The organism is Idiomarina sp., from assembly GCF_048265525.1.
GTDB lineage: Bacteria > Pseudomonadota > Gammaproteobacteria > Enterobacterales > Alteromonadaceae > Idiomarina.
Genome location: NZ_JBLXBI010000006.1, coordinates 48,581 through 69,105, shown reverse-complemented (window position 1 = coordinate 69,105; position 20,525 = coordinate 48,581). Strand labels below are relative to the sequence as shown.

Below are 20,525 nucleotides of genomic sequence, written 5' to 3'. Positions count from 1 at the left end.
GTATGAAGCGCAGTATCATTCGCTGGCCGGGACTGGCCGTTTTCGCCGGGTTCGTATTGCTGTTGGTCGCTATTTCCTGGTTGTTTCTGGACGCTATTATAAAAGTCACACTAGAACACACGCTGGGAAGACTGAACGGCGCTGAAGTTAATATTGAACGAGTTGAGCATAGCTGGGTACCTTTATCTCTGACTTTGGCCGGTATTCAGGTGACTGACCCTAACGAGCCGAAAAATAACAGGGTACAGGTTGGTGAAGCTTCGGCGGACATCAGCCCCACAGAAATAGTGCTTGGCCGAACTTTAATTGAACAGCTTACTATGACCGGAGTTCGTGTTAATCAGCCACGGGAAAGCGAAGGTGATGTTTATGTCATGCCGGATCAGGAAGACGTGCAGAATTGGGCCGGTCAGTCCTGGGATAAACTGACCACGTCTTTGCCTTCTGTGGACGATATTGTCAGCCAGGTTGATTTGCGTACAGAAACGGTGATTGACGAAGCCAAAGCAGCTTATGAAAAGCAAGAACAACAGGTTAAAGCGGCTAGAGAAGCTTTGCCCAGTAAGGACAAGGTAAAAGAATACGAAGAGAAAATTAAGCAGATAACCGAAGGCAAAGTGGAAGGCCTGGGTGATATTGCGGCAAGAAAAGAGGCTTTAGATGAGTTAAAAGACTCGATTCGCACAGACAAAGAAGCTGTCAGCAACTTTCGTGATGAAGTGAAGCAAGCGAAAGAAGTGGTGCAACAGCAAATAGCCGAACTTAAGAATGCGCCGGGTAACGATATTGACCGAATTAAGTCGTTTTTCAGTATGGACGGAAGTGGTCTAGAGAACGTGACTGGCTTGTTATTAGGCGAAAAAGCCAGGGAGTGGAGTAAGTACGTACTTCTGGCCTATGAACAACTGGGCCCTATGCTGGCGCGTTCGGATAACTCTGCAACCGTAGAGCCTGTTCGCGGCGAGGGACAGAGAATTTCCTTTGCCGATGACAACGCACCTCCGGAGTTTTTAATTAAGAAGGCGCGTACTGAATTTATGGTTGGCGGTACGGTTATTGATGTCGACTGGCAAAATATTACCCACCAACATAATTTACTGGGTCAGCCGACGACGTATCAGGCTCGTGCCGATAACAGTGACTTGTGGAATGCATTTAACCTAAATGGTGAATTGTCGCTGACTGACCTGGGCATTGATGCGAAACAGCAATGGCAGTTGAAAGGCGCAAAACTGAATAACCTGGGGCTTAGCAACAGCAGCGAACTCAGTGCCAATATTATATCGTCGATGATGGATAGTGATGGAACCGTGTTAGTTCGTGAGAACAAACTGGACGGCAAAGCTATGGTACGTATGCTGAACCTTGACTTAGAAGCCGAGGGCAGCAGCAAGTTGACCTCTGCGGTTGCCGGTGCGTTAAAGCAACTACAGCGGTTAGATATTACCACCAACATTGGTGGTGATATTCAACGGCCATCGCTGAGTTTTGAATCCGATTTAGATGACCAGCTAGGTGATGCGTTGGCTCAATCCGCGATGGGTGAAGCCGACGAAAAACTGGCTGAAATAAAAGCTGATCTTACTGCCAAAGTGTCTGAGCAATTAGGTGGTCAGCAAGGCCTGCTGGAAAACTTCACTCAATGGGACAATGAGTCTGGTGAACAGAGCAAACAACTGGAAGAGTTGTTAAAAGCTAAAGTTGGAGACAGTCTTAAAGATAAACTCAAGAGCCGCCTGGGCGGCTCTTGAGTCTCATTTTTATATCATGAACAGTCCAATGGCCACGGCCAGCCCCAATAATGGCACCACAACAGTCACTGCGGCAACCGCCCAATAAGCGGCGCTGTGTTTCTCGTTGCAAATAGCGCGAATAGTCGTGACCACGTAACCGTTGTGGGGCAGCGAGTCGAGCGCACCTGAAGATATCGAAACAATACGGTGTAATTGCTCGGGGTTAACGCCCGCATTCATGTAGTGCGGGCCTACTTCAGGTAATGCGATAGCCTGGCCACCGGATGCCGAGCCGGTTAACCCGGCAATAACGCTGACAGCAACTGCGGCGCCGACTAATTCATTGCCAGGCAAACTGGTCATGGCGGTAACGGCAGCATCAAAGGCTGGTGTAATTTTGGCGATACTGCCAAAGCCGACTACCGCTGCAGTATTACCGATAGCCACTAAAGCCCCTGTCGTGGCCTCATGAATGGCGGTTTGTGGTTTATGAAAGTGCTTAAAGTTTATGACCGCAATAGCAATTACACCACCTAGCAAAGCAACAATTAACGCGTTTTGTTGCAGGGTGTCGTGAAAGGTAAAAGAGAGTCCCAGAACCACTAACAATGGAATTAAGCCGCTAATAGGTGAGGGCAGCTTGCGCTCAAGCAATATCGGGTCGCCTTCACGTGCTTCGAACTTCTCACCATTGGCTATAGCGCGGTTAATAATCTTTTTTAACCACCAGTAACCGAAGGTCGCCATTAATACAGCGACCACCAGACTGACCTCCCAGGCCGCATAAGGTGACGTGCCAAGGTATTTAACTGGTATCCAGTTCTGGATTTCCGGTGAGCCCGCGGAGGTCATGGTGAAAGTGACGGAGCCAAAGGCCAGCGCCGCCGGAATAAAACGACGAGGTAAGTTGGCATCTTTAAATAAACTGAGCGCCATCGGGTAAACCGAAAAAGCGACAACGAAAACGCTGACACCGCCATAGGTTAAAATAGCGCAGGCCAGCACTACCGCCAGAACCGCCTGCTTACGGCCTAGCTTATCGATGATCCAACGCGCAACACTGTCCGCGGCTCCGGTATCCTCCATGAACTTACCAAATAGAGAGCCGAGTAAGAACATAAAGAACCAGGCTGCAACAAAGCTGGCAAAACCATCCATATAGGCGCTGACGAAGTTGACCTCGCCGGTCAGTAGCGGCACTCCGCTACACAATGCAACTATAACAGCGCACAGAGGGGCGCTGATAAACAGATTCACCCCTTTTAAAGTGAGTACGATAAGCAATACCAGGCCGCCAACCAGACCAATCATACTTAACATGAGTTACCCCGCGAATTGAAGAAATAAAACATGCTCAACATAACTAATGGTCCTGATGATCCCGGAACACCGGCAGTGACCAGTTAAATTTTATTGCCCCAAGTCGAATGAGCAAAGTTGAGGTCATGCCCGCAGCTAATGCGACTAAAGGTTGATAGGGTACAAGCACGACATAAACGGTAGCGCCGATAATACAGGTGGTAGCGTACAGTTCACTTTTTAAGACCATTGGAATATCGCGCGCCAGAACATCGCGCAACATACCGCCAAAACAGGCCGATATGGTGCCCATGATGATAGCGATAAAGGGTGGGAAACCGGCTGATAGTGTTTTTTCCGCGCCCATAGTGGCGAAAAAGGCCAGACCAATAGCATCTGCAACCATTAGTGTGTTCATGGGAATATAGGCTTTAAATCGCAGCCATATAATGGTGAGCAGAGCGGCGATAATTATGGTGTATAGATAAACTGGGTCGTGTGTCCAGAATACCGATAATCCAAGAATAAGATCGCGCGTTGTACCGCCGCCAATCGCTGTCGCTGAGGCTAAAACGAGTACGCCAAAACCATCCATCTTTTTGCGAAACGCTAATAACGTACCGGCTACCGCAAAAACCGCGACACCGGCGTGATCTGTCCAGTAAAATATTAATTCCATGAGTCATCAAAAAGTAGCAATGGTATAACTTAGTTTGTCATTAACCTTTATTGATTCCCAGCACAAATTGATTGGCTATTTAGACTTCATAATTTTATGATGGCATCAATTTAAAAGCTGCTGTTGGGCTAAGGATCAGCGAGAATGAGTGCAACCGAGTACACGACAAAACATGTAGTTGATGATCTCGTTAGTAGCTACCAACGAGTTCCAATGTTAGTGATCGCAGTGCATCCTGATCGATCCCGGATTGGTGAGCGCGCAGCGTTAATGGATTTGTACAGTCAGGGAAGTGACTATCTAAGCAGGGTCAAGCCTGAATTCGCTAAAAATGGTAATGCTGGCAGAGCGTTGCTTGATGAGTTTATCAGCCGCTCGCCAATCATTTTTCAGCGCGAGTCAGGTGGTCGTATTAAGCTAAAGGCGCATAGCACAAAAACAACGGTCACCATTGCCGGGCGCGGTGTTCAGGACGAATATATTCTGAAAGAGAGCGACCTTGATAACGGTGTCGTTATTGGTTTAAACCACCGCATCGTTTTACTTTTAAAGTTATTACCACTGCAAGATTCCTCGGTAGATGATAACGATGTGTTATTTGGTATTAGCTCTGATATTCGAGCTATTCGTGATCGTGTTTCCCAACTGGCCGGGATGGACTTGCCGGTTATGATTAGAGGTGCCGCCGGAGTGGGGAAGCAACAGGCCGCCTTTGCAATTCATCAGGCCAGCGAACGTCGGGAGCAGCCTTTTATTAGTGTAAACCTGGCTGCAATACACGATGCAGTTGCAGAAGCTGAATTGTTTGGTAGCTATCGTGGTGGTAGCCGCCAACCCGGCTATTTTGAACAAGCTGGTGGCGGTACTATTGTGCTGGAAGATATCGAGGATGCCTCGCCGGGCCTACACCGTTTGCTTTATACTGTGCTGCAAAGCAAGTCTGTTGTACCTGTTGGTGCAGAAGAAACACTGCCAATTAATTGCCGTATTATGCTGACCAGCCATCAGGAATCCAGTAGCGTCGAAGAAAATTCAATGCTGTCCATGCTGATTGAAAAGCTTTCAGCTTATCAGTTGTTCATTCCGCCATTAACCGAGCGTCGTGAAGATATCGGTTTATTATTCGACTACTTTGTACGTGAGCAGTGGAGCAAGCTTTACGCTGACCGCTCTCATGACGTCAAAATTCCTGGGGAATTGATGAGTCAGCTGCTGACCTTTCATTGGCCTGGGAATGTACGACAATTGCGAAATGTAGCGCGTCAGGTCGTTATTGATAGCCGTGAGCAAGAGCAACTGCACCTCGATCCGCAACTTTTATCTATGCTAAAGCCGAGTAACGCCGGTCACTGGGAAGATGAAACCAGTGTTCATCGCAAACCCAACAGTATTAGTCGAGATGAGCTACTGGAAACACTGCGCAGCTGTCGGTTTGAGCTGCAGGCAACAGCAAAAACTTTGGGTATCTCCCGGGCATCGGTATATCAGCTTATTCAGCGCTTTGAAGGGGTTCGCACAGCGCAGGATTTGTCGGAAGAAGAGATTAAAAAAAGTTATGAGCAGAACCGCTCTGACACCGAAAAAATGATGTGGGATTTGCAAGTGTCTCAAATAGGTTTACGGCGCAGGCTTAAAAGTTTGGGATATGATATTTGATAATACTGAGCGCCGTTAAACTTTCTGATAGTATAGCGACCTTAGAAAAACTGAATTGCATTCTGGAGTAACTGTCCCCATATCGTGAGATGGTTATCCGAAATTTAATAATAAATTTAAATTAACTGAGGGAATTTTATGGACTTTTTTATTAGCTCAGCATACGCGCAAGACGCAGGCGGACAAAGCAGTGGCGGTATGGAATTGATTTTCATGCTGGTCATGTTTGCGTTAATTTTTTACTTCATGATTTATCGTCCACAGGCGAAGCGTGTCAAGCAGCATAAAGAGCTGATGGGTGCTTTGAGCAAAGGCGACGAAGTGCTGACTCAAGGTGGTTTGGTCGGTAAAATCACTAAAGTAAGCGAAGACAAAGACTTTCTTGTTATTGCTTTGACTGACGAGCTTGAAGTAACCATTCAGAAAGGTTCTGTGACTTCCGTTCTTCCGAAAGGAACAATGAAGTCTCTCTAATCTCTGACATTAGAAACAGGGGCACGACGTGTTAAATAAATACCCGTTGTGGAAAAACCTGCTGGTTATTTTTGTCGTATTGATGGCAGCGCTTTATGCGCTGCCAAACATTTACGGCGAAGATCCAGCAGTTCAAATTTCCGCAAACCGAAATGCGACCATCGATACCAGCACCATGGATCGCGTGAAGAGCAGTCTGGAAAACGTTGGCATACAAGCTAAAAGCATTGCTTTAGAAGAAGAGCAACTCTTAGTTCGACTGAACTCCGATGATGAGCAGTTAAAAGCCCGGGAGAGCATCCTGGAGAGTTTAGGTGATAATTACATTGTCGCTTTGAACCTTGCTCCTGCAACTCCTGAGTGGTTGAAAAGTGTTGGTGCTCAGCCAATGAAGTTGGGGCTGGATTTACGTGGCGGTGTACACTTCTTAATGGAAATCGACATGGACGAAGCCGTCCGTAAAATAGTCGATGGTATGAAGGACACGATTCGTGCCGAACTGCGTGAAGAGCGCATTCGTTACAGTGCTGTTCGCGTTAATGACACCACGGTTGAAATTGAACTTCGTAATGAAGAAGCTTACGCGGAAGCTGCCGAGTATCTGGATGGCCGTTATCAGGGCTATACACTTCTGGAAGACGATGAAAACCAACTGCTGCAACTGCAGATGAGCGATCAGAAGCTTGCTGAAACACGCGATTACGCGGTATCTCAGAATATTACCATTATGCGTAACCGGGTTAACGAGCTGGGTGTTGCCGAGCCGCTTATTCAGCGTCAGGGTTCAAACCGCATTGTGGTAGAACTGCCGGGCGTACAGGATACAGCACGGGCGAAAGAGATTTTAGGGGCTACAGCAACGCTGGAGTTCCGTATGGTTGATTCCGAGAACGATGTGCGTGACGCACAGAACGGTCGTGTTCCTTTTGGCAGCGAACTCATGCCAATGCGTGACGGTCCGGATCAATTGTTGAAAGAAGACGTTATTCTGACAGGTGACCATATCGTTAACGCGGGAGTCGGTTATGACGAATATAACCGCCCGCAGGTTAACATCACCCTGGATGGCGCTGGCGGTAACAAGATGTCTTTATCGACTAAAGACAATGTTGGTCAGCCTATGGCTACCGTCTTTATTGAATATAAAGCCACAGACGAGCGCGATGAAGAAGGTAACTTACAGTTCACTAAGAACGCGGAAGTTATTAACGTAGCAACAATTCAGTCTCGTTTGGGCAGCAACTTCCGTATTACCGGAGTAGGCGCAAACGAAGCTCAGAACTTGGCGTTGTTATTACGCGCCGGTGCACTTATCGCGCCGATTCAAATTGTCGAAGAGCGCACTGTAGGTCCAAGCTTAGGTCAGCAGAACATTGATTCTGGTACTCAGGCAATTTTCTGGGGCTTTGTGTTAGTTCTGGCCTTTATGTTGTTGTACTACAAGAAGTTTGGTCTGGTTGCGAACTGTGCTCTGGCAGCAAACCTGGTTCTTATTATTGGTGTTATGTCGATGATTCCGGGAGCCACACTGACCTTACCGGGTATGGCAGGTATTGTACTGACGGTTGGCATGGCAGTAGATGCTAACGTACTTATTTTTGAGCGTATACGCGAAGAAATAAAAGCAAAACGAAGCCCTCAACAGGCAATTCATCACGGTTACGACAGCGCCTTGTCGACCATTGCCGACGCGAACGTAACAACGCTGATTGCAGCGCTTATCTTGTTCGCTATTGGTAACGGCCCTATTAAAGGCTTTGCTATCACTCTTGCTATCGGAATTATAACGTCCATGTTTACCGCGATAGTTGGAACCCGTGCCATTGTTAACTCAGTTTGGGGCGGCAAAAAGCTGTCTAAACTGTCTATTTAGGGGGAGCCATGCAAGAGATTATAAAAACTGATGAACGACTTCCCTTCATGCGCTTCCGCGGAATTATGGGCCTTATCAGTGCATTACTGGTGGTGGCGTCCATAGTTTCGTTGTCAGTCAACAAGCTCAATTTTGGGTTGGATTTTACTGGCGGAACCTTGCTTGAGGTTGGTTTTGAAAGCGCGGCCGATTTAAGTCGTGTTCGTGGTGCATTGGATGAAAGTGATTTCGGCGACGCTGTAGTACAGAACTACGGCTCGCAGGAAGATATACTGATTCGCCTTGAGCCTCGTGAAGGGGTTAAAGCTGAACAACTGGGTACTACAATACTCGAGTCGTTGCGTACCGAGTTTGATCAGACCGTTGAAATGCGCCGCATTGAGTTTGTTGGCCCGAATGTTGGCGACGAATTTATCGAGCAAGGCGGGCTGGCTATGCTAACCGCTCTTATTTGTATTTTGCTCTACATTGCAATGCGTTTTGAGTGGCGTTTAGCCGTGGGTGCTGTAGCAGCACTAGCGCACGATGTCATTTTAACGTTGGGACTATTCTCTATATTGCAGTTAGAGTTTGATTTAACGGTTCTGGCAGCTTTACTGGCGGTTATTGGTTATTCAATTAACGATACGGTGGTGGTTTGTGACCGTATTCGGGAAACCTTCCGTAAGTTTGCTAAGTTAACGCCAATTCAAACCGTTAACCGGGCACTAACCGATACCTTAAGCCGTACAATAGTGACCTCGTTGACAACGATACTGGTGTTATTGACCTTATTCTTCCTTGGTGGACCATTAATTCATGGTTTTGCTACGGCGTTATTATTTGGTGTGGTTATTGGTACCTATTCATCCATTTATATTGCCAGTACAGTCGCACTGAAGTTTGGTGTGAGCCGTGAAGACTTGATGCCACCAGAAGTGGAAAAAGAAGGCGCGGATCAAGATCCGCTGAACTAGTCTTACGGTATAATTTGAATGGAGTGCATAGACATGTTGGCCGTTGTTTCACCTGCTAAAAACCTGGATTACGAAAGTGACTTGCCGGAACTGAATGTGACGCAGCCACGGTTGCTGGATAACGCCGAAGAACTGGTTGAGGTTTGTCGGCAATTAAGCCCGCAACAACTGGGGTCGCTAATGAAAATCAGCGATAAACTGGCAGGTTTGAATGCTGCTCGATTTGAGCAGTGGCAACGGCCTTTTAATGAAGACAATGCACGTCCGGCTATGTATGCATTTAACGGTGATGTCTATACCGGCTTAGAGGCTGCCAGCCTGAATTCAGAGGCTATTGATACGGCACAAAAGCAGTTGCGGATTTTGTCTGGTCTTTATGGTGTTTTACGTCCCCTGGATTTGATGCAGCCGTACCGACTGGAAATGGGTAGCAAGCTGGATAACCCTAAAGGCAAAAACCTGTATGAATACTGGGGCGATACTATTACGCAGATGCTAAATGACGACCTGGCTGAGCTGGGTAGTTCAACTTTAGTGAATTTAGCTTCTAATGAGTATTTCTCGGCGGTTAAGCCAAAAGCATTAAATGCGGATATTATTACACCCGTGTTTAAAGATGAAAAAAATGGTCAATATAAAGTCATCAGCTTTTATGCCAAGAAGGCGCGGGGATTAATGGCACGATTTATCCTGAACCAAAAGCCAAAATCCGTGTCTGATCTAAAAGAATTTGATGCAAATGGCTATAGTTTCAATGAGGCTATGTCCAGCGATAAACAATTGGTTTTTTGTCGTGCTGAGCAAAAATAAAGGAGCGCACAATGAGTGACGACCAGGTTGAAACATCAACGGCAACAGAAGAAGCAAGTCGCAAAACGACTTGGATTGTTGTTACGCTTATTGTGCTGGCGGTTATCGCTGCCATAATATGGTGGTGGCTGCCGGCTTCTGACGACAAGAAGCAACAAACCGAAACAGTAGAGGTTGATCAGCAGCAATCAACCGAAGTTCAGGTTGAGGGGTATGAAGAAGAGTCTGAAGAACCTGAGCCTGAAATTGAGCCAGAACCGGTTCCAACCGAACCTGAATCTGAACCGGAACAAGAGGAGGCTGAACCTGAGCCAGAACCTATTGCTTTACCGGAACTGGATAACAGCACACCAACGGTGCTTCAGAATCTTGATTCAACCGACGTTAACATTCGTCCATTAAAAAGCTCTCAAATTATTCGTGACGCAGTTGTACTAATGGACAATATCAGCAACGGCAGCATTGTTCGTGAACGCACTATTGTGCAGCGTCCCGATGGCCGTTTTAGTGTGTTGGAGGTTGATGGTGAACTCTATATTGACGAAAGCAGCTACCGCCGATACGACGCTTTAGTCGACTGGTTTGTGAGCCTGGAGCCTGATGCACTGGCTGAAAACTATGAATTATTTAAGCCATTAGTGCAGGAAGCTTACGCAGAAATTGGCTATCCAGAGTCAGATTTTGATGACACCTTGCTGGAAGCCATTAATGTCATACTTGAAACGCCGGTGCCAGAAGGGCTGGTTCAGGTAGAAGATGACAGCGTTATGTATACTTTCGCTAACGACTCTTATGAATCATTACCGGCAGCGCAAAAGCAATTACTGCGCATGGGCCCTGAAAATATTCAGCGAGTGAAAGAAAAGTTACGCGAAATAAGACAGGTACTACAGTAATTTTATGACCGATAAACAAGTAATACCGGAATTTGTTAAAGGCGAATTTCCTGTTACCCAGAACCGCTTTTTACGTTGGGTAGGCCGTTTTGGCTTACGTGTATTGGGCGGCTGGAAAATTAATGGTGAAATGCCTCACGTAAGAAAAGCGATTCTTCCGGTTGCGCCGCACACATCTAACTGGGATTTCCCGGTTGGAGCCTGCGTCATGTTAGCTATGGGTTTAAAGCTTAATTATTTAGCTAAGAGCAGTCTGTTCCGTTTTCCGCTGAAAGGTTTGTTAACCAAGCTGGGCGGACTTCCTATAGACAGAAGTAGCGCGAATGGCGTTGTTGGCAACATGGTGAAAGAGTTTCGGGAAAAGAACGAACTGATTTTAGTGATAACTCCCGAAGGCACAAGAAAGCGGGTTAAAGAGTGGAAGAAAGGCTTTTTACACATGGCACAGCAAGCTCGTGTACCTGTTGTTCCTATTGCTTTTGATTATGCGCGTAAAGCTATCGATATAGGCCCGGCGTTAATGATTGGCGATGAACTGGAAAAAGAGCTTGCGCGGGTTAAATCTTATTTCGAGCACGCGCAGGGTAAGCATGGAGAAGCGTGTTGAGAATGCTTCTTCGGAGTTTTCTTCTCCTGTCAGTACTGTCGTTATTTAATGCGGCAGTAGCGGCAGACTTCTGGCAAAAAGAATGGGCTGTTCCTGAATATGCCGAGGGTAACAGCTTAATTATTCGCCCCATTGAACGTTCCGATGCCGACCGCTTTTTTCACAGCTATATGACCTCGCAGAGGTGGCTTTATGAACGCCTGGGTTGGTCCTGGCCGTCAGAAAAAAGCACCCCTCAGCAAAACGAAACCATGGTGAATTACCATCTTGAGCAGGCAAAAGCGCAAACAGCTTTTACTTATTTGGTGATTGATAAGGAAGATAAGTCCATTATTGGTGCCGTTTATATGGTACCGGTGGCTGCCAGTAGACAAGAAAAGAATGGCATTTCACGTAATTCCTATAATGCGGAGGTCAGTTGGTGGCTTTTAGAGTCGGCCATTGGCGATAACTTGCACAATGATTTTTTTGTGCTTTTAAAAGACTGGCTGGAAGCAAGTTGGCCCTGGCGCCAAGTGTTGTTTCCGGTATCAGAAAATAACGAAACAGCTTTGCAACTACTGGAAAGTAGCAGTGCCCGCTCGCTGGGTCGTGATTTAGATGCTGAAGAAAGGTATTTCTCCTACTCAATTTCACGCAAATAGCCCCACATTGTGCTATGATCGCGCGCAATTAACGAACGGTTAATAAGGAAAACTCATGCAGGTAATTGAAGGTGGAATAAACGCGGCTGGTAAAAAGTTTGCCATTATCGTTTCTCGCTTTAACCATTTTATGGTTGAAAGCTTATTAGACGGTGCTGTGCAGACATTAAAGCATTATGGTGAAGTCGCGGACGACGATATAACTGTTGTGCGTGTTCCCGGCGCTTATGAAATGCCGGTAACAGCGAAACGTCTGGCCAGCTCTGGTAAATACGACGCAATTATTGCGGTCGGTGCGGTTATTCGCGGTGGCACACCACACTTCGAGTTTGTTGCCGGTGAATGTAATAGCGGTTTAGGCCGGGTTGCGACCGAGTTTGATTTACCTGTCGCATTTGGTGTTATTACCACAGATACGCTGGAACAAGCCATTGAGCGCAGTGGTTCTAAAGCCGGAAATAAAGGCTCGGAAGCCGCATTAAGCGCGCTTGAAATGGTCAATGTACTGAAACAACTCTGAGATACTTCAAATGAAACCCGCAGCAAGAAGAAAGGCCCGCAAGTTGGCCGTGCAAGCAATTTACTCATGGCAGCTATCGCAGAACAGCTTTAGCGATATTGAGGCTCAATTTTTAACGGAAAATGACACCAGCAAAGTGGACGTTGACTACTTTTTAGAGTTAGTGCGTGGTGTTGGCGGGCATTACCGGACACTGGACGAAGCGCTGGCACCGTTTTTAGACAGGCCGATTAAAGAGCTCGACCCCATTGAACTGGCCGTTTTAAGGCTGGCAGCTTACGAGTTGCGTGAGCGCGTTGATGTGCCATACAAAGTCGCTATTAACGAAGCGATAGAGCTGGCTAAATCTTTCGGTGCCGATGAAAGCCATCGTTTTGTCAACGGCGTACTCGATAAAGCAGTAGACACATTCCGCCCAACCAGGCAGTAACTTATGCCCCGCGATGAATTTTCGCTTATTAATGAATACTTCACTCATCGCTCCGCAAAACGGGGCGATGTTGCTATGGGCATTGGAGACGACGGTGCCGTTGTCCGACCAATGCCTGAGCATGACCTGGTCATTGTTACCGATACACTGGTAGAAGGTGTGCATTTTGATATGACCACGCCACCCCGTGCTATTGGTCATAAAAGTGTTGCTGTGAATTTAAGCGACTTAGCCGCCATGGGCGCCCAGCCATGCTGGATTAATCTGGCTTTGACGCTTCCGCGTATGGATGAAGACTGGCTACAGGAATTTAGTGGTGGCTTGGATGAAATTTGCAGTTATTACGATTGTCAGTTAATTGGTGGTGACACAACCAAAGGCCCGCTGACAATAACCATTACGGCTCACGGACAACTGCCTTCGGGTAGCGCGATACCGCGTTCCGGCGCAAAAGCGGGCGACTGGATTTATGTCAGTGGCTCTTTAGGTGATGCGGGTTTAGGCTTGCAGGTTACACAAAATAAAGTCAGCACAACCGGTCGGCATTTGCAGCAGGTAATAGAACGCTTGCATTATCCCACCCCCAGAGTTGCTTTAGGCCAAAGTCTGCGGGGCGTCGCAAGTTCCTGCATTGATGTTTCTGACGGTCTGCTGGCCGATTTAAGACACTTAATGACAGAAGCTGGCACTCAGGCGCAACTGGAACTGGAAAAGCTGCCACTGTCACTGGCGTTAACCGAAACACTTAAGGTGGATGACGCACTGGCTTTGGCTTTGACTGCCGGAGATGACTACGAGCTTTGCTTTACCTTGCCCGAGGAACATCGGGGGCGTATGGAAACCTTAACCACGCATCTTAAGACCCGGCCTGTGTGTATTGGTCGTGTAGCGAACGGTGAGTCCGGTGACATTCAGCTGCGCTATAATGGTGAAGACTGGTTGCTGGCTGAAGGTTATAGCAGCTTTAATCATTTTCCACAGAACGAAGCTACTAAATAAGACGCTTAAGGAGCCGCAAGCCCATGTCTCATGCGAAACTTTCATGGTTTAACCCCATACACTGGCTTGCGTTAGGCTTTGGCTCAGGTCTGGCTCCTAAAGCTCCCGGTACCTTTGGAACCCTTATTGGTATTCCGGTTGTCTTTCTGTTAGCTCAACTTAACTGGTGGGAATATCTGCTGGCACTGGTGGTAATGACGCTGGCCGGTATTTGGATATGTCAGTATACCGCTAAGGCCATGGGAGCCCATGATCATCCATCAATTGTCTGGGATGAGATAGTTGGCTATGCCGTTGCCATGTTCGCACTGCCTGTAGAGCCTTTTTGGTTGCTGGCGGCCTTTGTGTTGTTCCGCATTTTTGATATCTGGAAACCCGGGCCAATTGGCTGGGCAGATAAAAAGCTAAGCGGCGGCAACGGTATTATGATGGATGACGTGCTGGCGGGTATTTTCTCGGCAGTATTACTGCATTTAGGTTGGTGGTTGTCAGGTCTGCTGGGCTAAAGCAAACCTGACCTTGTCATACTTCAGCTTTTCTTAATAAAGTCATTCACCTGCCGCTCAATACCTGCGGCATCCAGACCCAGTTCGGCACGAACTTCACCTTGCGAACCATGTTTAATAAACTCGTCCGGTAAGCCTATTGTTAACACTTGCGGGCTTGCTTTGTGTTGGGCTATGTATTCGCTCACTGCACTGCCTGCGCCGCCTGCTATGACGTTTTCTTCTACGGTTACCAGTACCGAATGGGTTGTCATTAACTGGTCCAGACAAGCGGTGTCCAGAGGTTTTACGAAACGCATATCGACAACGCTGGCATTAAATTTGGCTGCCGCTGCTTCCACTTCCGGCAGCAGGGTACCAAAATTAAGGAAAGCAATATTCTGCCCCTGAGTAAGGGTTTGAGCTTTTCCTATATCAATAACTTTACCCTGACGAAGCTCCAGACCAACACCCGCTCCACGGGGGTAACGAACCGCTGCCGGACCTTTGTACTGATATCCTGTGGTTAGCATGTCCAGACACTCTTGTTCATTACTGGGAGCCATTACCACCATATTAGGTATGCAACGAAGGTAACTTAAGTCAAAAGCGCCCTGATGAGTGGGGCCGTCAGCACCGACAATGCCGGCACGGTCAATGGCAAAAAGCACATCAAGGTTTTGCAGGGCGACATCGTGAATGAGTTGATCATAACCACGCTGTAAAAAGGTGGAGTATATGGCGACAACCGGCTTCAGTCCTGAAATAGCCAGACCCGCTGCGTAAGTCACACTGTGCTGCTCAGCTATAGCCACGTCAAAGTACTGTTGTGGATATTGCTGTGAGAAGGTCACCATACCAGAGCCTTCACGCATAGCCGGTGTTATGGCCATAAGTGACTTGTCATTACTTGCGGTATCGCACAGCCATTGGCCAAAAATTTCAGAATAGCTGGGAATACCCGGTGCTTTCTCAGGCAGGCTGGACTCTTTGGGATCAAACTTTGGCACGCCATGGTAACCAATAGGATCTTTCTCTGCAGGTCGGTAACCTTTGCCTTTTTGCGTCACAATGTGCAGCAATTGCGGGCCGCCTAAACTACGCATGTTCGATAACGTGTCGACCAGAGTATCGACATCATGGCCGTCTATAGGACCTATGTAATTGAACCCCAGCTCTTCGAAAATAGTTCCCGGCGCCATCATGCCCTTCATGTGCTCTTCGGCACGGCTGGCAAAATGGCGAATATGAGGGAGCGGGCTGAGTAATTTTTTGCTGCCTTCCCGTAAAGAGGTATAAAAACGACCTGACAATAAGCGGGCAAAATGATGGTTCAGAGCGCCAACGTTTTCTGAAATAGACATGTCATTGTCGTTCAGCACGACCAGCATATCCGGTTTTATATCACCCGCATGATTCATGGCTTCAAATGCCATACCTGCGGTCATTGCACCGTCACCGATAATAGAGACGACTTTCTGTCGCAGGCTTTGTCTTTGTGCTGCGACCGCCATTCCTAAAGCTGCTGATATAGACGTACTTGAATGCCCAACTGAGAGCACATCGTATTCACTTTCTTCGCGCCAGGGGAACGGGTGAAGCCCGTCTTTTTGACGAATAGAGTGCAACCGTTGTTTACGCCCGGTCAGAATTTTATGTGGGTAAGCCTGATGGCCAACGTCCCAAACCAGCTTATCCTCTGGTGTGTGATACACATAATGCAGGGCAACCGTCAGCTCTACGGTGCCTAAACCTGACGCGAGGTGGCCGCTGCTTTGGCTCACTGAGGTCAATAAAAACTGTCTAATTTCTGCGCACAGTTCCGGCAATTGCGTCCGTGGTAAACGGCGCAGGTCAGCGGGGGAGTTAATTTTATCAAGTAACGGATATTGTTGAGTCATTCAGTTAGTGGTCCCGCTTTAACAGCAAGTCGGAAAATTGTTCAAGTCTGTCTGTATTGTAAGGGATATCGCTTAACGACTGTAGTGCTTTATGGTGTAAGTTTTGCAGGCGTTGCTGAGCACCTTCTATCCCAAGCAAACGCACGTAAGTTGACTTCTCAGACGCGGTATCTGACCCCTGAGGTTTGCCCAGAGCTTCAGTGTTACCTGTTACGTCGAGGATATCATCCTGTACTTGAAATGCCAGCCCCAGGTAATGAGCGAACTGCTCAAACTTTTTCCGCCATTGTTGTGAATTGTCATTACCGCACAACACACCCATAGTGGCGGCGGCTGTTATCAACGCGCCGGTTTTACTTAAATGCATTTGCTCCAGAGCGTCTTCAGTGAGGATTTTAGCTGTCGCCTGTAAATCTATTGCCTGACCTGCACACATTCCGCGGGCACCGCTGGCTTTAGCCAGTACCTGAACCAATTGCAGCTGTCGTTCACTGGGCAATTGTTCCATACGGTTTTCGGTTAAGACTTCAAAAGCCAGTGTCTGTAGCGCATCTCCGGCTAAAATGGCTGTCGCTTCGTCGTAAGCAATGTGGCAAGTCGGCTGACCACGGCGCAAGTCGTCGTCATCCATTGCTGGCAAGTCGTCGTGAATTAAAGAATAAGCATGTATCAACTCAACAGCGGCAGCGGCTTGCAGAGCGTCATTCTTATTGGCGCCACAAATATCGGCAACAGTCATCAGCAGGTAAGGGCGAATACGTTTTCCGCCCATTAACACACCGTGCTGCATGGCCTGATTCAGACGCGAATTCAGGGTTAACTGCGCAAGCGTTTGCTTTAAGAAGGTATCGACTTGTTCTCGTGTTGCTGCTGTTAACGAGTTAATCGTCACATCAGTTCTCCATTGCTTTCATCAGTTTCAGATTGCTGCTCGGCCAGCAAGGTTGTCACTTTTTGCTCGGCTTGCTGCAACTGCTGCTGGCTGGAACGTGACAAGGCAATGGCTTGTTCGAATTTCTTCAGCGATTGCTCAAGCGGTAAGTCGCCTTGTTCCAGTTCATTAACCAGCTGTTCTAACTGCTCCAGAGCCTGTTCAAAGGATTGCTGTTTCTGTTCGTCTGCCATAGCTGAGTCTGCCTTAATATCTGTGATGAGCCGCATTGCTAATAGAATGAAAGTTAATTATCCGATAAAGAATCCGGAATGTCAGCCGATGATCTCATTATTCCTGTGTAAGATGAACAGATGTCGCTTGTAAGCGCGACGCGATTGTTTAAGAATGAGCACAGCAGCATAAATGAAAACTCAAATCGGGGAGGAAGGCTGAGTGGATATAGCAACGCTCGTAGGAATTATCGGTGCCGTTGGCTTTGTCATTGTTGCTATGGTTCTGGGTGGGGATATTGGTCTGTTTTTAGATACTCGCTCATTCTTTATCGTATTCGGCGGTTCATTATTTATAACCTTAGCGAACTTTTCTCTAAGCCAGTTTCTGGGTACGGGGAAGGTGGTTGTTAAGGCGTTTTTCTTTAAAATTGAACACCCGCAAGAGCTTATCGACACTGCTGTTGAAATGGCAGACTCTGCGCGTAAAGGTGGTTTCCTGGCACTTGAAGAAGCGGAAATTCCGAACAAATTTTTTCGCAAAGGCGTAGACATGCTGGTTGACGGTCACGATGCCGAAGTTGTCCGCCAAACTTTGTCTAAAGACATAAAAATGAGCTTTGCCCGCCATGAAGAGGGCGCCCGGGTATTCAAAATACTGAGCGATGTAGCACCGGCTATGGGTATGATTGGTACCCTGATTGGCCTGGTTGCTATGCTGTCTAATATGGATGACCCGAAGGCGATAGGACCAGCTATGGCCGTTGCTTTGTTAACAACGCTTTATGGTGCCTTTTTAGCCAACGTTATTGCCATTCCTATTGCTAATAAATTATTGCTACGGGCCGAACAGGAAAAGCTGAACCGGCAACTGATACTGGATGCCATTTTAGGTATTCAGGATGGTCAGAACCCTCGTGTCATTGAAGGTATTTTACGTAATTACTTAGCTGAATCTAAGCGTATTGGTAACGAGGATGAGGACGAGTAGTTATGGCCTCAGAGAAAGTCAGAGACGAAGAAGAAGAGGACTGCAACTGTCCGCCCCCTGGATTGCCCATGTGGATGGCAACCTTTGCCGATCTCATGACTTTGCTCATGTGCTTCTTCGTGCTCTTGTTGGCTTTCTCGGAAATGGACGTGCTGAAGTTTAAGCAAATAGCCGGTTCAATGAAGTACGCTTTAGGCGTGCAGAATAAAATTGAAGTGAAAGACATTCCTAAGGGTACCAGTGTTATCGCTCAGGAGTTCCGTCCCGGGCGGCCAGAGCCAACGCCCATTGAAACTATCCAGCAGCAGACCGTGGAAATGACGCAGCAGATGCTCGAGTTCCAGGAAGGTGAATCCGACTTTGCCGGTGGTCAGCAAACTGAGCGGGGCGGTCAGGAGTCCGACAGCGCGGATGACGAAAAAGAGGCAGAAGCGGAAAACACTGAGGCTATGACGCAGGTATCTAAGGAGCTTATGCGTCGTATCGAGCAGCAGCTTGAGAATGAGATTAAAGCCGGTACTATTGAGCTTGAGCAGCACGGTCAACAAATTATCATTCGCATACGTGAACAAGGCTCATTTCCTGAAGGCTCGGCATTTTTACAGCCGCAGTTCCGGCCTATTATTCAGCAGGTCGCCGGGGCACTGAAAGATATTCCGGGTGAGGTCACTATTTCTGGCCATAGTGATAATGAAAAGCTGGTATCGGAAATCTACTCATCAGACTGGGATCTCTCCAGTAAGCGGGCGGTTGCGGTTGCGGAAGAAATGCTGAAAGTAGACGACTTTAGCGAAGACCGTCTGGTGGTTATGGGCTATTCCGATACTAAGCCATTGGTGCCGAATAACTCGGAAGAAAACCGCAAGCGAAACCGTCGTGTTGAAATATCCGTCATGCAAGGTAAAGCGGCAGAATCTGACCCGGTTGATGTTATCGACTGAGCGCTGGTTTCTGCCGGGCATGACACGTATAATTGCCCACTTCCCTAAAGACTTGACGATTTTGCTATGAAGTTTGTTGTTCGCCTGCACGCTGAAATTACCATTAAAAGCCGTTCTGTTCGTAAGCGTTACGGTAAAGTACTGACTAATAACCTGCGTAAAATACTGGCTCCGGTTGACGACTCGGTATACGTCAAGTGGCTATGGGATCGTATCGAAGTTTCTGCTGATGGCGACGACTCTCAGGTACGTAGTGAAATCAAAGAGATTCTGCAAAACACCCCCGGTATTTCCTGGTTTGCCGAAGTTATAGAACAGCCATTAACCGATTTTGATGCGGTTGCCGAACTGGTTGGTGAGCACTGGTTAAAGCGTTTGCCGGGTAAAAGCTTTGCTATGCGGGTTAAGCGCAAAGGTAATCACGAATTCAGCTCACAACAGCTAGAACGTTACGTCGGCGGTTATTTGCTGGAACGTGTTCCGGATACTTCTGTAAACCTATCTAATCCGGACCTGGACATTGCGCTGCAAATTACTAATCAGATTGTTCATTTGGTTGGAGAACGAGTGAATGGCTTAGGTGGTTTTCCTATTCCGACTCAGGAAACCGTACTGTCATTGTTAAGTGGTGGCTTTGATTCCGGCGTTGCAACCTATGATTTTATCCGACGCGGTGCGCGAACTCATTTTTGCTTTTTTAATTTAGGCGGTGACGCCCATGAAGTGGCGGTGCGTCAAATAGCCTATTATTTGTGGAAGCGTTACAGCTCCTCGCACCCCATTAAGTTTATTAGTGTTGATTTTGCCCCTATTGTTGACGACATTCTGACAAACGTGGATAACGGTCAGATGGGCGTGGTGTTAAAACGGCAAATGCTGCGGGCTGCGGATAAAGTCGCTCGTTATGTAAAAGCGCAGGCGTTGGTCACCGGTGAAGCTATGGGGCAGGTATCCAGTCAGACTCTGTCTAACCTGAGGGTAATTGATCAGGCTACATCGGCGTTGGTTTTACGTCCGCTAATAACCAAAGACAAACAGGAAATTGTGGATGAAGCAAAGCGCATTGGTACCGAACCATTGGCTAAATCCATTCCTGAATATTGTGGTGTCATTTCTAATAAGCCCACAGTTAAAGCCATTCCGGCGGTTATCGAAGCCGAAGAAGCGAAGCTTAACAAAGATTTACTGGATCAGGTGGTACGGGCGTCAAACGTACTGAGCATGCAGGATATAGCGACGCAAACAGACGCAGAACTGGCACTGCCGGATACCACAACGGAACTCAGTAGCGACACAACCATCATAGATATTCGAAACGATGAAGAAATTGAAGCAGCACCCTTGTCAGTAGAAGTTGAGGTTATTGAAATTCCATTTTTCAAATTAGCCTCACAGTTTGCTGAACTGGATCAAAGCCGGGAATACTTGCTGTACTGTGATCAAGGCATTATGAGCCGGATGCAGGCTTTGTTATTGCACGAAAATGGCTATAACAACGTATCGGTTTATAAGCCCTAATTTAGAGAG

At 47.4% G+C, this 20,525-nt stretch carries 21 protein-coding genes; 16 read left to right on the top strand and 5 right to left on the bottom strand.

Annotated elements, in window-relative coordinates; genetic code table 11:
* The first annotated feature begins 2 nt into the window (after positions 1-2).
* Positions 3-1,751 carry a TIGR03545 family protein gene (locus ACN0TF_RS12125; RefSeq protein WP_417442139.1) on the top strand — a complete coding sequence of 583 codons (1,749 nt, stop codon included), beginning with the start codon at positions 3-5 and terminating at the stop codon, positions 1,749-1,751.
* A 9-nt stretch (positions 1,752-1,760) separates the two neighbouring features.
* Here ACN0TF_RS12125 and ACN0TF_RS12120 read toward each other — a convergent pair whose 3' ends face one another.
* Together ACN0TF_RS12120 and ACN0TF_RS12115 are read right to left on the bottom strand one after the other, a co-directional pair.
* Positions 1,761-3,053, bottom strand: coding sequence for a GntP family permease (locus tag ACN0TF_RS12120; RefSeq protein ID WP_417442138.1), 1,293 nt, complete (start codon positions 3,051-3,053; stop codon positions 1,761-1,763).
* Positions 3,054-3,096: 43 nt separating this feature from the next.
* Positions 3,097-3,711, bottom strand: a complete 615-nt coding sequence (locus ACN0TF_RS12115; RefSeq protein WP_417442137.1) for a trimeric intracellular cation channel family protein — start codon at positions 3,709-3,711, stop codon at positions 3,097-3,099.
* A 144-nt stretch (positions 3,712-3,855) separates the two neighbouring features.
* On the opposite strand from ACN0TF_RS12115, the gene ACN0TF_RS12110 reads away from it, so the two are divergent.
* The 12 genes from ACN0TF_RS12110 to ACN0TF_RS12055 all read left to right on the top strand — a co-directional run bounded on the left by ACN0TF_RS12110 (position 3,856) and on the right by ACN0TF_RS12055 (position 14,082).
* A complete protein-coding gene (locus ACN0TF_RS12110) occupies positions 3,856-5,367 on the top strand; it encodes a sigma-54-dependent transcriptional regulator (protein WP_417442136.1) in 1,512 nt (503 codons plus the stop codon).
* A gap of 138 nt (positions 5,368-5,505) precedes the next feature.
* Positions 5,506-5,841: a preprotein translocase subunit YajC gene (gene yajC / locus ACN0TF_RS12105; RefSeq protein WP_034822229.1), complete on the top strand. Its 336-nt coding sequence runs from the start codon at positions 5,506-5,508 to the stop codon at positions 5,839-5,841.
* Between the two features lie 28 nt (positions 5,842-5,869).
* Positions 5,870-7,714 (top strand): protein translocase subunit SecD, encoded by a 1,845-nt coding sequence (gene secD, locus ACN0TF_RS12100; RefSeq protein ID WP_034822230.1) that lies wholly within the window; start codon positions 5,870-5,872, stop codon positions 7,712-7,714.
* An 8-nt stretch (positions 7,715-7,722) separates the two neighbouring features.
* Positions 7,723-8,670, top strand: a complete 948-nt coding sequence (secF, locus tag ACN0TF_RS12095) for a protein translocase subunit SecF (protein ID WP_034822231.1) — start codon at positions 7,723-7,725, stop codon at positions 8,668-8,670.
* A gap of 33 nt (positions 8,671-8,703) precedes the next feature.
* Positions 8,704-9,480, top strand: coding sequence for a peroxide stress protein YaaA (yaaA, locus tag ACN0TF_RS12090; protein ID WP_034822232.1), 777 nt, complete (start codon positions 8,704-8,706; stop codon positions 9,478-9,480).
* Positions 9,481-9,491: 11 nt separating this feature from the next.
* Positions 9,492-10,376, top strand: coding sequence for a DUF3014 domain-containing protein (locus tag ACN0TF_RS12085; protein WP_417442135.1), 885 nt, complete (start codon positions 9,492-9,494; stop codon positions 10,374-10,376).
* A 4-nt stretch (positions 10,377-10,380) separates the two neighbouring features.
* Positions 10,381-10,983, top strand: a complete 603-nt coding sequence (locus ACN0TF_RS12080) for a 1-acyl-sn-glycerol-3-phosphate acyltransferase (protein WP_034822235.1) — start codon at positions 10,381-10,383, stop codon at positions 10,981-10,983.
* Between the two features lie 2 nt (positions 10,984-10,985).
* Positions 10,986-11,627 carry a GNAT family N-acetyltransferase gene (locus tag ACN0TF_RS12075; RefSeq protein WP_235598950.1) on the top strand — a complete coding sequence of 214 codons (642 nt, stop codon included), beginning with the start codon at positions 10,986-10,988 and terminating at the stop codon, positions 11,625-11,627.
* 55 nt (positions 11,628-11,682) lie between these two features.
* Entirely contained in the window at positions 11,683-12,147 is a 465-nt protein-coding gene (gene ribE / locus ACN0TF_RS12070; RefSeq protein WP_011235370.1) for a 6,7-dimethyl-8-ribityllumazine synthase, read from the top strand.
* A gap of 10 nt (positions 12,148-12,157) precedes the next feature.
* Positions 12,158-12,577 (top strand): transcription antitermination factor NusB, encoded by a 420-nt coding sequence (gene nusB / locus ACN0TF_RS12065; RefSeq protein ID WP_034822240.1) that lies wholly within the window; start codon positions 12,158-12,160, stop codon positions 12,575-12,577.
* 3 nt (positions 12,578-12,580) lie between these two features.
* Positions 12,581-13,576, top strand: a complete 996-nt coding sequence (thiL, locus tag ACN0TF_RS12060) for a thiamine-phosphate kinase (RefSeq protein WP_034822241.1) — start codon at positions 12,581-12,583, stop codon at positions 13,574-13,576.
* Between the two features lie 23 nt (positions 13,577-13,599).
* Positions 13,600-14,082 carry a phosphatidylglycerophosphatase A gene (locus tag ACN0TF_RS12055; protein ID WP_034822243.1) on the top strand — a complete coding sequence of 161 codons (483 nt, stop codon included), beginning with the start codon at positions 13,600-13,602 and terminating at the stop codon, positions 14,080-14,082.
* A gap of 23 nt (positions 14,083-14,105) precedes the next feature.
* Here the strand turns inward: ACN0TF_RS12055 and dxs are convergent, their stop codons facing one another.
* The 3 genes from dxs to ACN0TF_RS12040 are packed head-to-tail and all read right to left on the bottom strand — an operon-like array spanning position 14,106 to position 17,087.
* Positions 14,106-15,962: a 1-deoxy-D-xylulose-5-phosphate synthase gene (dxs, locus tag ACN0TF_RS12050; RefSeq protein ID WP_417442134.1), complete on the bottom strand. Its 1,857-nt coding sequence runs from the start codon at positions 15,960-15,962 to the stop codon at positions 14,106-14,108.
* Positions 15,963-15,966: 4 nt separating this feature from the next.
* Entirely contained in the window at positions 15,967-16,854 is an 888-nt protein-coding gene (locus ACN0TF_RS12045) for a polyprenyl synthetase family protein (protein WP_417442133.1), read from the bottom strand.
* On the bottom strand, positions 16,851-17,087 hold the full coding sequence (locus tag ACN0TF_RS12040; protein ID WP_034822249.1) for an exodeoxyribonuclease VII small subunit: 237 nt from the start codon (positions 17,085-17,087) through the stop codon (positions 16,851-16,853). The genes ACN0TF_RS12045 and ACN0TF_RS12040 overlap by 4 nt, the downstream gene beginning before the upstream one ends.
* Before the next feature lie 202 nt (positions 17,088-17,289).
* Here ACN0TF_RS12040 and pomA point away from each other — a divergent pair, with 202 nt between their 5' ends.
* From pomA to thiI, 3 genes are all read left to right on the top strand, one after another.
* Positions 17,290-18,057 carry a flagellar motor protein PomA gene (pomA, locus tag ACN0TF_RS12035; RefSeq protein ID WP_034822251.1) on the top strand — a complete coding sequence of 256 codons (768 nt, stop codon included), beginning with the start codon at positions 17,290-17,292 and terminating at the stop codon, positions 18,055-18,057.
* 2 nt (positions 18,058-18,059) lie between these two features.
* Complete coding sequence (locus ACN0TF_RS12030; protein WP_034822253.1) at positions 18,060-18,998, top strand: flagellar motor protein MotB; 939 nt, start codon at positions 18,060-18,062, stop codon at positions 18,996-18,998.
* A 66-nt stretch (positions 18,999-19,064) separates the two neighbouring features.
* Positions 19,065-20,516 (top strand): tRNA uracil 4-sulfurtransferase ThiI, encoded by a 1,452-nt coding sequence (gene thiI / locus ACN0TF_RS12025; RefSeq protein WP_034822255.1) that lies wholly within the window; start codon positions 19,065-19,067, stop codon positions 20,514-20,516.
* Positions 20,517-20,525 lie beyond the last annotated feature (9 nt).